Source organism: Arenimonas soli (assembly GCF_014643775.1).
In the GTDB taxonomy this organism is placed as follows: Bacteria; Pseudomonadota; Gammaproteobacteria; order Xanthomonadales; family Xanthomonadaceae; genus Arenimonas; species Arenimonas soli.
The window spans coordinates 44339-57257 of the sequence record NZ_BMKC01000003.1 but is presented as its reverse complement, the minus strand read 5'-3'; the positions used below and the strand labels follow the sequence as shown (position 1 = coordinate 57257).

The window sequence follows — 12919 nt, the reverse complement described above, 5'->3', positions numbered from 1 at the left end:
GCGAATAAATGGGGTCAGAGAACAAATACGTTTGATTCAAACGTTAATGTTCTCTGACCCCATTTATTGGGCGCCGCAGCACTTCTTGTATTTTTTGCCACTGCCGCAGGGGCAGGGGTCGTTGCGTTCGGGGGTGGCGGCGCGGCGCGCGGGTTCGCGCGGGGTCAGCGATTCGATGCGGTGGCAGTGCAGGTCGTGCAGCATGTCCGGCAGGCCGCCGTAGATTTCCAGGCGCTCGCGGTAGTCCAGTGGCGTGGGTGCCCCGCCCTCTTCTTCCGGCGGGTAGCTGCCCACGGCCAGGGCTTCGATGTAGGCCTCGACTTCACCGATCCAGTCGTCCTTGGCGATCCACGCGTCCCAGGCTTCCGAACGCAGGTCCATGCCGTCCAGGAAGCCACCGGCCCAGGCGGCGCCGATGTCGACATCGGGGCCGTGTTCGCCTTCGGGATCGTCGGGCAGCCACCACAGCAGGGCGCCTTCGACGGTGAGTTCGTCGCCGGGCTGGCGCACGCGGCGGCGGGCGGTTTCCCAGGCCAGCATCAGCAGTTGCGTGGCCTCGGCTTCCTCGTCGGCGTTTTCCCAGCGCGGCGGCGCCTTGCCCCAGACGCGCGGCAGCCAGTCGGCTGGCGTCACCTCGCCCGGGCTGACCGCCAGGGCCGTCAGGTAACCGTCCAGGGGTTCCAGGCCGAGGCCGCCGAAGGGCACGGCGCGCTGTTCGAGCAGGCGGTCGAGCTGGTCGATGCGGGCATCGTTGGCGCGGAACCAATCGGCTTTCGCGGTGGCCATCAGTATGCGAACTCCCGGAACACCGGATCCACGCTGCCGCCCCAGGCGCCGTGGAACAGCGCCAGCTTGCGCTCGGCCGGGGTTTCATTGGCCAGGGCGAACTCCAGCAGCGGTTCCAGGAACACGGCTTCGTTTGCACCGGACTTGTTCAGCCGGTTGCGCCGCGCCAGGCCCTGGCCGGAAATCTTCAGCGCCTCGAGCGCCAGCTCGCGCAGCGTGGCGCCGCGGAACGGCAGCTTGAAGCCGTGTTTGGGCACGCCGTCGCGCAGGGCGTGGCGCTCCTCGCGGCTGAAGTCCTTCACCAGGTCCCAGGCCGCGTCCAGCGCCGCGTCGTCGTAAAGCAGGCCGGTCCAGAACGCCGGCAGCGCGCACAGGCGGTTCCACGGGCCGCCGTCGGCGCCGCGCATCTCCAGGTATTTCTTCAGCCGCACTTCGGGGAAGGCGGTGGTCATGTGGTCGGCCCAGTCGCGCATGGTCGGCAACTGGCCCGGCAGTTCGGCCAGTTCGCCGCGCAGGAACTTGCGGAAGCTGCGGCCGGCCAGGTCCAGGTACTCGCCGTTGCGGTAGCTGAAGTACATGGGCACGTCGAGCAGGTAGTCGACGTAGCGCTCGAAGCCGAAGCCGTCCTCGAAAACGAAATCGAGCATGCCGGTGCGGTCGGGGTCGGTGTCGGTCCAGATGTGCGACCGGTAGGACAGGTAGCCGTTGGGCTTGCCGTCGGTGAACGGCGAATCGGCGAACAGCGCGGTGGCGATGGGCTGCAGCGCCAGCGACACGCGGAATTTCTTCACCATGTCCGCTTCGTCGGCGAAGTCCAGGTTCACCTGCACGGTGCAGGTGCGGGTCATCATGTCCAGGCCCAGCTGGCCGCGCTTGGGCATGTATTCGCGCATGATCTTGTAGCGGCCCTTGGGCATCCAGGGCATTTCATCGCGGCGCCACTTGGGCTGGAAACCCATGCCCAGGAAGCCCAGGCCCAGCTCGTCGCCAACGGCCTTGACCTCGCGCAGGTGGGTCATGGTTTCGCAGCAGGTGTCGTGGATGTTCTCGAGCATGGCGCCCGAAAGTTCCAGCTGGCCGGCCGGTTCCAGGGTGACCGAGGCGCCGGCCTTGGCCAGGGCGATGAGCCGGCCGTGTTCTTCGTAGGGCTCCCAGCCGAAGCGGGTGAGCCCGCGCAGCAGGGCCTCGATGCCGCGCTCGCCGTCCCAGGCGGGCGGGCGCAGGTCGTCGAGCCGGAAGCCGAACTTCTCGTGCTCGGTGCCGATGCGCCAGTCCTGCGGCGGCCGGCTGCCCGTCGCCAGGTAGTCGACCAGCACGCGGTGGTCGGTCAGCGGTTCGTCCTTGGCGTTGCTGGGTCCGGACAAAGGGGGTCCTAGGTACACTCTGGGGATGCGAATCGTAACCCGCGCCGTCGCGCTTGGCGTCCTGCTGGCGGGCCTGCACTGTTCCGGCGTGGCCCTGGCGCAGACGCTCGAGCGCGGCAACGGCCCCGAACCGTCCACGCTCGATCCGCACCGCTGCCCGGAAGTGGCCTGCGCCAACATCCTGCGCGACCTGTTCGAAGGCCTGGTGGCCGAAGACGGCGCCGGGCGGCTGGTGCCGGGCCTGGCCGAACGCTGGTCGGTGTCCGGTGACGGCCGCAGCTGGACCTTCCACCTGCGCCCGGACGCCCGCTGGTCGAACGGCGAAGCCCTGGACGCCCGGCAGGTACTGGCCAGCCTGCGCCGCGCCTTCGACCCGGCCACGGCCGCACCCTTCGCCGGCCACCTGGACGCCATTGAAAACGCCGGCGCCGTACAGCGCGGCCAGCAGCCGCCGGAATCCCTGGGCGTCGCCGCGCCCGACCCGGCCACCCTGGTCTTCACGCTGCGCCGCAGCGCCGACCTGCCCCGCCTGCTGACGCTGCCGGTGGCCTACCCGGTCTACCTGCCCGGCCTGGCCGAACACGGCGCCCGCCATACCCGGCCCGGCAACCTCGTTTCAAACGGCGCCTACCGCCTGGCCGACTGGCTGCCGCAGGCGCAGGTCACGCTGGAGGCGAACCCGCACTTCCGCGAGCCGCCGCCGATCCCGCGCGTGCGTTTCCACGTCACCGAAGACGCCGCCAGCGAACTGCGGCGTTTCGAAGCCGGCGGCCTGCACATCACCGAAACCCTGCCGCCACAGCCGCTGGTGCATCTGCGCGAACGTTTCGGCGACCAACTGCGCATCAGCCCCTACCTGGGCAGCTTCTGGCTGGGCTTCAACCTCGAACGCCCGCCATTCAAGGATGACCCGGCCCTGCGCGAAGCCCTGTCGCTGGCCGTGGACCGCGACATCCTGACCCGCCACGTCACCGGCCTGGGCGAAAGCCCGGCCTGGGGCGTGGTGCCCCCGGGCGTGGCCGGCTACGACGCGCCGCTGCCGCCGGCCGCGGCGATGACCCAGGCCCAGCGCGAAGCACGCGCCCGCGCGCTGTACGCCCAGGCCGGTTATTCGCCCGAAAACCCGCTGCAGGTCGAGCTGCGCTACAACACGTCCACCCCGCACCGTCGCCTGGCGCTGGCGGTGGCGGCGATGTGGCGCGAAACCCTGGGCGTGCAAACCCGCCTGCGCAACGAAGAATGGAAAGTGTTCGTGGGCACCCGCCGCCAGCGCGTGATCACCCAGGTCTTCCGCGGCGGCTGGATCGCCGACATCGACGATGCCCGCAACTTCCTGGACACCTTCCGCAGCGACAGCGCCTCGAACTGGAGCGGCCACGCCGACCCCACCTACGACGCCCTGCTCGACGCCGCCGACGCGGCGCCGACCCTGGCACGCCGCCAGCAGCTGCTGCACCGGGCCGAGGCCCGCCTTCAAGCGGCGCAGGCGGTGCTGCCGCTTTACCACTACACGTCCAAACACCTGGTGCACCCGGACGTGCAGGGCTTCGAGGCCAACCCGCTCGACCGCCACCCCAGCCGGTTCCTGCGCCTGCGCGACTAGCGCCCGCGGCTGCGCCGGTACTCGTCGCGCCAGCGCCGCACCATGGCCGGGCTGACGTCGCCGCGCCGGAACACGTCGCTGCTGCCTTCCCACCAGGTGCGCGAAATGGCGTAGACGCTGAAATAGACAACGCCGCCCAGCAGCCCCCACTTGAGTTCGTGCGAGGTCAGCGGGTCCATGTGGTCGAAGGTGATCACCCGCCCGGCCAAGCCCAGGTCCGGCAGCACCGCCACCAGCACGCCGGTCACCAGGCCCACCGGCAGGATGATCAGGAAGGGCCCCATCATTTCCAGCATCCAGCGCGAATGCAGGTCCGGCGGCCGCGCCAGCCGCGACAGGTTGCGCATGATGATCGGGGCCTGCGCCACCAGCACCGCCCACCAGGACGGTTCGTCCTGGCCACCCTCGGACGCCACCCAGACCAGCAGCATGAACAGCATCGCGTGCAGCACCAGGAACCAGGTGATGCCGCGCACGCCGCGTGGCGTCACCAGGCCGATGAGCGCGGTGAACACCCAGAACTGCAGCGCCACCGCCACCACCATCGACAGCAGGGTTTCGTCAGACAGCCAGGCCGCGAACAGCCAGGCCAGCAGGTAGCTGGCGGCCACGACGAGCTCGCTGCCGCCTTCGCGCAGCACCCGGCCCCAGAATGTGGTTCCGCCCGACTGGTCCATGCCTTCGCCCCCGCCGGCAGCGTGACATCCCCGGGCCGCTTGGGCAAAGTCCCGGCATGCCCGCCGCCCGCCTGTTCGCCAGCCGCGCCCTGGAAGCCCTGCTGACGCTGTGGCTGCTGGCGACCCTGTGTTTCTTGCTGCTGCGCGCGGCGCCCGGCGGCCCATTCGACGCGGAAAAAGTCGCGCCCCCGGAAGTCGAAGCCGCGCTTGCCGCGCAGTACCGGCTCGACCAGCCGCTGCCGCTGCAGTACGCGTATTGGGTGGCCGACGTGGTGCGCGGCGACCTGGGCCCGTCCTTCCAATACCCCGATTACCGGGTCAGCGAATTGCTGGCCGCGGCGATGCCGATCACCGTGGTCAACGGCAGCCTGGCGCTGCTGCTGGCGCTGGGCCTGGGCGTGCCGCTGGGCGTGTGGGCGGCGCTGCGGGCGGGCAGCTGGACCGACCGGGTACTGATGTTCGGTGCCGGGCTCGGGCTTTCGGTTCCGAAGTTCGTGGTCGCGCCGCTGCTGGTGCTGGTGTTCGCCGTGGGCCTGCAGTGGCTGCCGGCCGGCGGCTGGGACGGCAGCTGGCGCAGCGTGGTGCTGCCGGTCATCGCGCTGGCGCTGCCCAACCTGGCCTACTGCGCGCGGCTCACGCGCGGGTCGCTGATGGACGTGCTGGGCGCCGACTACCTGCGCGCGGCGCGCGGGCGCGGCATTTCCGGGGCGCGGCTGCTTTTCGTGCATGCGCTGCGGCCCGGGCTGCTGCCGGTGGTGGCCTGGCTGAGCCCGGCCCTGATCAACGTGGTCAGCGGCTCGGCGGTGGTCGAACAGGTGTTCGGCATCCCGGGCATCGGCCGCTATTTCGTGCAGGGCGCGCTCAACCGCGACTACACCCTGGTGCTGGGCGTCGTGCTCGTCGTCGGCGCCGCCATCGTGGTCATCAACGCCCTGGTCGACTGGGCGCGCGGCCGCATGGATCCGCGGCTTAGGGACGTTTGATTTTTCTTGCCACGGATGAACACGGATGGACACGGATAAAAGCGGATAAGTCTTTTGCTCTATCCGTGTTTATCCGTGTTCATCAGTGGCAAAAAATCAAACTTCCAGCCACCCGGTGACGACGGCACGGGCTTCGTCGACGCCGAGTTTGGCGTCGGCGGAGAAGACCTGGGCGGTGGCGCGGCCGGCGAGTTCCTTGCGGACTTTTTGCAGGACGTTGCCCTGCTCGCCGCGGCCCAGCTTGTCGGCCTTGGTCAGCAGGCAGTGCGCCGGCAGCTCGCGGCCGACTGCGTAGTCGAGCATCTGCAGGTCGTATTCGCGCAGCGGATGGCGGATGTCCATCACCACCACCAGGCCCTTGAGCGAGCTGCGTTCCTGGAAGTAGCGGTTGATCATGCCCTTCCAGGCCTCGCGCATCGCCTCGGGCACCTTGGCGTAGCCGTAGCCGGGCAAATCCACCAGGAAGCGGCCCGGGTCGACCTCGAAATAGTTCAGCGCCTGGGTGCGGCCCGGGGTCTTGGACACGCGGGCCAGGCCCTTGTGGTTGGTCAGGGCGTTGAGGGCGCTGGATTTGCCGGCATTGGAACGGCCGGCGAACACCACCTCGCGCCCGTCGTCGGGCGGCAGCTGGCGCAGGGAATGCACGGAATCAACGTATTTGGCTCGGGCCAGGGCGTTGGACATCGGGGCTCGCCGGGGCGGGAAAGGCGCCAAGCATGGCCCCTGCCGGCCCTCCTGACCAGCCTTGGCCGCGCCGCGACCCCGGCTTAATTGACCGTCGCGGCCGCCGGCTGGGATAATCCGCGCCTTCCTGCGCGCCCGCCGCGCAAGCCCTTCTTTCCCTTGAAACCTGCTTTCCGGAGCCGCCCATGAAGTTCACGCGCATCCTCGGTGTCGCCGCCGCCCTGGCCTTCTCTGCCGTGGCCGTGGCCCAGGAGACCGAAGTGGAGCCCGTCCCGCCTGCGTCGGCAACCGAGTCGGTGTCCCCCGATGCCCAGCCGGCCGCGGCCGAAGTCTCGGCGGCTCCCGAGGCGGTGCCGGCGCCGGTCGAAGCGCTTGAAGTCGGCCAGGGCCAGGCCACCCACGGCGACGCCCAGGCCGGCGCCAGCAAGGCCATCGCCTGCGCGGCCTGCCACGGCGCCGACGGCAACTCCGCCGACCCGCAGTACCCCAAGCTGGCCGGCCAGCACGAGCGCTACATCGCCCGCCAGCTGTCGCTGTACAAGAACGGCGAGCGCGAGAACGCCATCATGCTCGGCTTCGCCGCCGGCCTGAGCGCCCAGGACATGCGCGACATCGGCGCCTACTTCGCCAGCCAGAAGGTCGTGCCGGGCGTGGCCGACGACACCGTGATCGCCGAAGGCCCGTATGCCGACCGCAAGTTCTACGCCGTGGGCGAGCAGATCTTCCGCTTCGGCAAGGCCGACGGGTCGGTGCCTTCCTGCGCCGCCTGCCACGGCCCCGCCGGCGCGGGCAACCCGGGTTCGGCCTGGCCGTCCCTGGGTGGCCAGCACGCCGGTTACACCGCCACCGTGCTCACCGCCTTCCGCGACGGCAAGGTCTGGGGCAAGGACGCCAATGCCAACGCCATCATGGCCGGCGTCGCCGCCAGCCTGACCGATGACGAGATCCAGGCCCTGGCCAGCTACATCGAAGGCCTGCACAACGCCGCGGACACCCCGTCGACCGACGCCGTGGCCGCCGGCCAGCCCCAGGGCTGAAACAACCGACGCGGTGGCCCGCCGGGCCGCCGCGGTTTGAACCTTTGCCTGCCGGCCGTGGTCAGGTAGGCGACCTTTCCAAGGAGCCACCCGTCCATGAAGCGCCTGCTGCCCCTGATTTTCGCCCTGGCCCTGGCCGCCTGCGGCGAGTCGGCCACCGACTCCCCCGCCACCGCCCCGGCCACCGACGCACCGGCCCCGGCCAGCACGCCGGCCGCCGAAGCGCCCGCGCCCGAAGCGACCCAGCCCGAGGCCCCGGCCGAGGACGCAGTCGCCGCCGGAACCACCGACGACGCCGTCGAAACGCCAGCCGACGAAGCGGCCCCGGCCGAAGCCGTCGCCGAAACCGAGCGCCCGGCCCCGCCGGTGGTGGACCCGGCCCGCGCCCCGCGCCTGGGCGCCGACTACGAGCCGCTGGCCGAACCGATGCCGACCATCGGCCAGGGCGGCATCGAAGTGGCCGAAGTCTTCTCGTACATGTGCATCCACTGCGCCAACCTGCAGCCGCTGATCAACACCTGGAAGCCGAAACAGCCTGCCGACGTGCGCTTCGAGTACGTGCCGGGCGTGTTCGGCGGCGTCAGCGACAACTTCGCCCGGGCCTACTACGCCGCCGAAGCCATGAACCTGGTGGACAAGACCCACGACGACCTGTTCAAGGCCGTGCTGATCGAGCGCAGCTTCACCAATGCTTCGCCCGAGGAAATCGCCGACTGGTACGCCGGCCACGGCGCCGACCGCGAGGCCTTCCTGTCGACGATGCAGAGCTTCGCGATCACCGCCAAGCTCAACCGCGCCAAGCAGTTCGCGCTGCGCGGCGGCGTGGACGCCACGCCGATGATCATCGTCAATGGCAAGTACCGCGCCATGGCCACGGGCGACCGCGGCATGCAGGGCCTGCTGGACACGGTGGACTGGCTGGTCGCGCACGAGCGGGCCGGCAGCACGCCCTGAGCGGCGTGCCACCGAAAGCTGAACGAAAGGGGCCGCAAACGCGGCCCTTTTCCTTTTCCGTCTTGCCGGCGCGGGCATCGCGCCCCACCATGTCAGACATGTCCGCCGTCCCGCCCGAAGCCGCCAACGACCGCCTGCGCCTGCTCAGCGCCAATATCCAGGCGGGTTCGAGCACGCGCGCCTACAGCGACTACGTCACCCGCAGCTGGTCGCACGTGCTGCCCAACGGCAAGCGCATCAACCTCGACGCGCTGGCGAAGATGGCGAGCAACTACGACGTGGTCGGGCTGCAGGAGTCGGACCCGGGCAGCCTGCGTTCGGGCTTCACCAACCAGGCCGACTACCTGGCCGAACAGGCGCAGTTCCCGTTCTGGAGCCACCAGCCCAACCGGCGGATCTCGCGGATCGCGGGCAGCGGCAACGCGCTGCTCAGCCGGGTCGAGCCAACCGAGATGCTGGACTACGCGCTGCCCGGCCGCATCGCCGGCCGCGGGGTGCTGCTGGCCAAGTACGGCAAGGGCAAGAAGGCCTGGACGCTGGCGATCACGCATCTTTCGCTGGGCGTGAAGTCGCGGCAGCTGCAGCTGGGTTTCCTGGCCGAACTGCTGTCGGACGCGCCGCGGCTGGTGCTGATGGGCGACTTCAACTGCGATTTCGACGCGCCGGAAATGCGCGCGCTGTACCGCGAAACCGCGCTCGAGCCGCCGCCGGAACGGGTGTGCACGTTCCCGAGCTGGGCCCCGCAGCGCTGCCTGGACCACATCCTGGTCGGCGGTTTCGACGTGCTCGACTACAAGGCCGTGCCGGCCGCCGGCTCCGACCACATGGCCGTCGGCGTCGAACTGCGCCCCAAGTAGGTTCTGTAGGAGCGCCTTCAGGCGCACCTACGAAAAAAAAGGGCCGGCGGGTGAGGCCGGCCCTACTTGTGTCGCGTGCCCGCGAACTAGAACTTGATATCGGCGCGCAGGTAGTAGAAGCGGCCACCCGGGATGTCGTAGGTGGACGCGTCGTAGCCGTTGAGTGAGCACGACAGGCAGATCGGCGGATCTTCGTCGAAGACGTTGTTCACGCCGAAGGTCAGGCCCAGGCCTTCCCCGTCGCCGAAGCGGTAGCCCAGCTGCAGGTCGTTGTAGGTGATCGCGTCCAGCACGTTCGTCCCCGTCGCCGGGTTCGAGCACACCGGGAAGCTGACCGCGTTGCCGCAGTCTTCGCGCAGCTCGCTGATGTGGCGCACCGTCCAGGCCGCGCTCCAGTTGCCGCGCTTCCAGTCCAGCGTGAAGTTGGAGGTCCACTCCGGGATCGCGCTGTCCACCACCTCGATGCCCGGGCCCTGCGGCTGCACCTGGCCGGCGGCGCCGACCGCGCGGTAGTCACCGACGAAGGTGTTGCGCCAGGCCGCCGAGAACTTGCCCCAGTCCGAGTCCGGGAACACCCAGAACAGGTCCACGTCCCAGCCGTCGGTCTTGATCGTGCCCAGGTTGGTCAGGCGGTTGTTGAAGCCGTTGATGCCGCCGGTCGACGCGCGGGTGATGCCGCTGCAGTACAGCGGGTCCAGGGTCTGCACGCACAGGTCGAGCTGGGTCTGCGCGTCGATGGCCTGGATCGCGCCCTCGATGTCATGCCGGTAGTAGGTGACCTCGAAGTCCACGCGCTCGGCGAACTCGGAGTCCTCCAGGAACGACGGGCTCCAGATGAAGCCGGCCGCGTAGCTTTCGGACGACTCGGGGTCGAGCTGGTCGTTGCCGCCGGTGGTGATCGAAATCTGCGGATTGGGCTGCTGGTAGTTGGCCGGCACGCCCAGCGCGGCGCAGTTGCCGGCCACGGACGGGTCGAGCAGCGGCGTCGAGCACGGGTCGTTGAGCTGGGCGTCGAAGCGGCTGGCCGAACCGAAGAGTTCGCCGATGGACGGCGCGCGGAAGCCTTCGGCGTAGCTGGCGCGGAACACCAGTTCCTCGACCAGCTGGAAGCGCAGGCCGAACTTGGGCGAAAACTCCGAGATGCCCGTGGAGTAGTCGGAGTAGCGACCGGCCACGGTGAGGTCCAGTCGCTGGCCGATGTCGGTGTTTTCCAGCAGCGGGAAGTTGACCTCGAAGAACAGTTCGCTGACGTCGTATTCGCCCGCGGTCGGCAGCGACGGCACGCCGTTGTAGTCGCCGGCCACCGTCAGCGCATCGGGCTGGTACCAGCCTTCCAGGCGGCGGTGTTCCAGGCCGGTGGCGAAGTCCACCGAACCGGCCGGCAGGTCGAACAGGCTGCCCGAGAGGTTGGCGGTGACCAGGGCCAGTTCGTTCTGGCTGCGGTCGCGAACGATGGGCTGGATCCAGGCAAGCATCGCCGGGGTGATGGTGCCCGGGCCGCCGAAGATGTTCAGTGGCGTGCAGCCGGCCACGGCCGCGCAGGCCGCCGGGTCACCCAGGGCCAGGGCGATGTTGCGGATGTTGTAGCTGCCGAAGTTGGTCTGCTGGGCCTTGTTCTCGCTGAAGGCGACGTTGACGTCCCAGTACAGCGTGCGGTTGGCGTCGATCACGCCTTCCAGGCCTGCGCCGACGTACCAGGTGTCGACTTCCTGTTCGAACACGCGGGCGCCGCCCTCGATCGGGCGACGGCCGATCAGGATCAGGTTGCGATCGGCCTCGGGCGTGGACTGACGACCGTCGAGGTCGAAGCCAAACGGATTGAAGGGGTTGAGCGCCGAAATGAAGATGCCGTCGGCCAGCGGGTTGCCGGTGCCGGCCTCGGGGCCAAGGAACCAGGGCTCGGGCGCCGCCTGGTTGGTGGACTCGCGGCGGTTGAACAGCACTTTGGCGTAACCGGTGACCGAATCGTTGAAATCGAAGCGCACCTGGCCGAAGGCACCCAGTCGCTCGGACGGGGTCAGCAGCAGGTTGTACTGCGAGAAGTTGAAGCGGTCCGCACTGGTGAAGCAGTGGTAGTCGTCGGTGCGGGTGCAGCCTGTCTGCGACGGGTCGTAGGTCGGGCTGCTGGCGCCGGTGTTGGGCGTGATGTCGTGCACCGCGCCGGTATTGGGGTCGATGAAGATGAAGCGGCCGGTCGGCGTGGCCGAGCTGCCGAAGGCCACGCCGGTACCCGGCACCGGGAAGCTGGACTGGGCGCGGTCGCGCGAATAGATGACGTCCTGGTCGGTGTAGCTCAGGCCCAGGAAGACGTTGGCGCGGGAGGTGTTCCAGCCCCAGGCCACGTCCACCGACTTGGTGGTGCCGTCGCCTTCGCCGTACTGGCCGACTTGCGCGTTGACCGACAAGCCGTCGAAATTCTTGCGGGTGATGATGTTCACCACGCCGGCGATGGCGTCCGAGCCGTACAGCGACGAGGCGCCGTCCTCGAGCACTTCGATGCGGTCGACGATCGCCAGCGGGATGGTGTTGAGGTCGGTGGCCGCGCCCACGCCCGAGGCGGAGGCTTCATTGACCCAGCGCACCCCGTCCACCAGCACCAGCACGCGCTTGGAACCCAGGTGGCGCAGGTCGGCCTGCGCGGAGCCCGCGCCGACGCCGCTGCCGTCCGGCGGGAAGCCGAAGTTGCCGCTGGAGTTGAACTTGGTGTTGAGCGCCGAACCCGAACCCGTCAGCGCCTGGATGACGTCGCCGATGGACGTCAGGCCGCTGCGGTCGATGTCTTCGCGCGTGATGCGCTGCACCGGCACCAGGCCTTCGGCTTCCGAGGTCTTGATGCGGGTACCGGTGACCTCGATGCGGTCGAGGGTCTTGATCTCTTCGTTGCTGTCGTCCTGCGCCAGGGCGACGGCCGGCACCAATGCAAACAGCAAGGCGCCCCGAACCGCCAGGCTCAGGCGGGAGTTGCGGATGGTCTTCATGACGATTCCCTTGGTTGGAGTTTCCGGCGCCTTGCCCCCAATGCGCCAGCCCATCCCTGTTGTAAAGAAAGCGTCAAAACGCGACAAGCATCACGATTTCTCACCCCGTTAGTGCCTTTGAACAAAATCGGCGGTTTTATTCAGGGGGCGAGAAAAATGCTCAGCCCGACCGTTGCCAGGAACAGCGCGAACACCCGCCGAAGCGCCAAGCCGCTGAGCCGGTGGGCCAGGCGCGTGCCCAGCGGCGCCGCCAGCACCGAGGCCACGGCGATGCCCGCCGCGGCCGGCAGGTACACGAAACCCCAGCTGCCCGCCGGCAGGCCCGTTGGCGCCGCCTGCAGCGCGTAGCCGGCCGCGGCCGAGAGCGCGATGGCGACGCCGCAGGCGCTGGAGGTGCCAACCGCGCGCACCGGGCGCACGCCGCGCCAGACCAACAGCGGCACCGTCATCGAACCGCCGCCGATGCCGACCAGGGCCGAAACCGCGCCGATGCCCGCACCCGCCGCTGAATAGCCGGGGCCGCGCGGCGGATCGGGCCGTTCGACGCGCGCACGCGGCCAATCCAGCGCCATCTGCATCGCCGCCAGGCCGCAATAGGCGGCGATGAACAGCCGCAGCCAGTCGCCGTCCAGGCGCACCGCCAGGCCGCTGCCCAGCCAGCCGCCCAGCAGCAGGCCCGGCACCAGCCAGGCCACCGTCGGCCACAGCACGCTGCCACGCCGGTGATGGGCACGCGCCGACGAAAGGCCGGTGACCACGATGCTGGCCAGGGCGGTGGCCAGGGCCACGTGCACCGCCTGGTCCACGGGCACGCCCTGGCCGGGCAGCAGCCAGACCAGGGCCGCCACCAGCACCAGGCCGCCGCCGATGCCCAGCAGGCCGGCCAGCACGCCGGCCAGCGCCCCCAGGGCAAGGTAAAGCCCCCAGGTGGCGATCATGCGAAGGCGGCCCGGGACGGGTCGGGGGACTCAGGGGGCATGGGCTAGACTCTGGGGC

General features: G+C 69.5%; 11 protein-coding genes. 5 read left to right on the top strand and 6 right to left on the bottom strand.

Annotation, left to right across the window (positions count from 1 at the left end; all coding sequences use genetic code 11):
- Window positions 1–63: 63 nt before the first annotated feature.
- Together IEX13_RS10875 and IEX13_RS10870 are read right to left on the bottom strand one after the other, a co-directional pair.
- Entirely contained in the window at window positions 64–786 is a 723-nt protein-coding gene (locus IEX13_RS10875) for a UPF0149 family protein (protein ID WP_188664094.1), read from the bottom strand.
- On the bottom strand, window positions 786–2150 hold the full coding sequence (locus IEX13_RS10870) for a glutamate--cysteine ligase (protein ID WP_188664092.1): 1365 nt from the start codon (window positions 2148–2150) through the stop codon (window positions 786–788). Before IEX13_RS10870 ends, IEX13_RS10875 begins: the two co-directional genes overlap by 1 nt.
- A gap of 25 nt (window positions 2151–2175) precedes the next feature.
- Between IEX13_RS10870 and IEX13_RS10865 the strand changes: the two genes are divergently transcribed.
- On the top strand, window positions 2176–3753 hold the full coding sequence (locus IEX13_RS10865; protein ID WP_188664090.1) for a peptide ABC transporter substrate-binding protein: 1578 nt from the start codon (window positions 2176–2178) through the stop codon (window positions 3751–3753).
- Here IEX13_RS10865 and IEX13_RS10860 read toward each other — a convergent pair.
- Window positions 3750–4430 carry a hypothetical protein gene (locus IEX13_RS10860; RefSeq protein ID WP_188664088.1) on the bottom strand — a complete coding sequence of 227 codons (681 nt, stop codon included), beginning with the start codon at window positions 4428–4430 and terminating at the stop codon, window positions 3750–3752. The two genes, IEX13_RS10865 and IEX13_RS10860, sit on opposite strands and share 4 nt — an antisense overlap.
- A gap of 56 nt (window positions 4431–4486) precedes the next feature.
- Here IEX13_RS10860 and IEX13_RS10855 point away from each other — a divergent pair, with 56 nt between their 5' ends.
- Window positions 4487–5413, top strand: a complete 927-nt coding sequence (locus tag IEX13_RS10855; protein ID WP_188664086.1) for an ABC transporter permease — start codon at window positions 4487–4489, stop codon at window positions 5411–5413.
- Between the two features lie 96 nt (window positions 5414–5509).
- On the opposite strand, the gene yihA is transcribed toward IEX13_RS10855, so the two are convergent.
- A complete protein-coding gene (gene yihA / locus IEX13_RS10850; protein WP_188664084.1) occupies window positions 5510–6097 on the bottom strand; it encodes a ribosome biogenesis GTP-binding protein YihA/YsxC in 588 nt (195 codons plus the stop codon).
- 185 nt (window positions 6098–6282) lie between these two features.
- Here yihA and IEX13_RS10845 point away from each other — a divergent pair, with 185 nt between their 5' ends.
- The 3 genes from IEX13_RS10845 to IEX13_RS10835 all read left to right on the top strand — a co-directional run bounded on the left by IEX13_RS10845 (window position 6283) and on the right by IEX13_RS10835 (window position 8945).
- A complete protein-coding gene (locus tag IEX13_RS10845) occupies window positions 6283–7134 on the top strand; it encodes a c-type cytochrome (RefSeq protein ID WP_188664082.1) in 852 nt (283 codons plus the stop codon).
- Window positions 7135–7230: 96 nt separating this feature from the next.
- Window positions 7231–8088 (top strand): thiol:disulfide interchange protein DsbA/DsbL, encoded by an 858-nt coding sequence (locus IEX13_RS10840; protein ID WP_188664080.1) that lies wholly within the window; start codon window positions 7231–7233, stop codon window positions 8086–8088.
- A 140-nt stretch (window positions 8089–8228) separates the two neighbouring features.
- A complete protein-coding gene (locus IEX13_RS10835) occupies window positions 8229–8945 on the top strand; it encodes an endonuclease/exonuclease/phosphatase family protein (RefSeq protein ID WP_188665292.1) in 717 nt (238 codons plus the stop codon).
- Between the two features lie 86 nt (window positions 8946–9031).
- Here IEX13_RS10835 and IEX13_RS10830 read toward each other — a convergent pair whose 3' ends face one another.
- Window positions 9032–11923: a TonB-dependent receptor gene (locus IEX13_RS10830; RefSeq protein ID WP_188664078.1), complete on the bottom strand. Its 2892-nt coding sequence runs from the start codon at window positions 11921–11923 to the stop codon at window positions 9032–9034.
- 140 nt (window positions 11924–12063) lie between these two features.
- Window positions 12064–12861 (bottom strand): sulfite exporter TauE/SafE family protein, encoded by a 798-nt coding sequence (locus IEX13_RS10825; protein WP_188664077.1) that lies wholly within the window; start codon window positions 12859–12861, stop codon window positions 12064–12066.
- Between the last annotated feature and the right edge of the window lie 58 nt (window positions 12862–12919).

What these genes read in the sequence shown, in the direction of transcription:
- IEX13_RS10855 (WP_188664086.1), top strand. Translation starts at nt 4,487, where the DNA reads ATGCCCGCCGCCCGCCTGTTCGCCAGCCGCGCCCTGGAAGCCCTGCTG.
- IEX13_RS10860 (WP_188664088.1), bottom strand. Translation starts at nt 4,430, where the DNA reads ATGGACCAGTCGGGCGGAACCACATTCTGGGGCCGGGTGCTGCGCGAA.
- IEX13_RS10825 (WP_188664077.1), bottom strand. Translation starts at nt 12,861, where the DNA reads ATGATCGCCACCTGGGGGCTTTACCTTGCCCTGGGGGCGCTGGCCGGC.
- IEX13_RS10840 (WP_188664080.1), top strand. Translation starts at nt 7,231, where the DNA reads ATGAAGCGCCTGCTGCCCCTGATTTTCGCCCTGGCCCTGGCCGCCTGC.
- yihA (WP_188664084.1), bottom strand. Translation starts at nt 6,097, where the DNA reads ATGTCCAACGCCCTGGCCCGAGCCAAATACGTTGATTCCGTGCATTCC.
- IEX13_RS10830 (WP_188664078.1), bottom strand. Translation starts at nt 11,923, where the DNA reads ATGAAGACCATCCGCAACTCCCGCCTGAGCCTGGCGGTTCGGGGCGCC.
- IEX13_RS10845 (WP_188664082.1), top strand. Translation starts at nt 6,283, where the DNA reads ATGAAGTTCACGCGCATCCTCGGTGTCGCCGCCGCCCTGGCCTTCTCT.
- IEX13_RS10875 (WP_188664094.1), bottom strand. Translation starts at nt 786, where the DNA reads ATGGCCACCGCGAAAGCCGATTGGTTCCGCGCCAACGATGCCCGCATC.
- IEX13_RS10865 (WP_188664090.1), top strand. Translation starts at nt 2,176, where the DNA reads ATGCGAATCGTAACCCGCGCCGTCGCGCTTGGCGTCCTGCTGGCGGGC.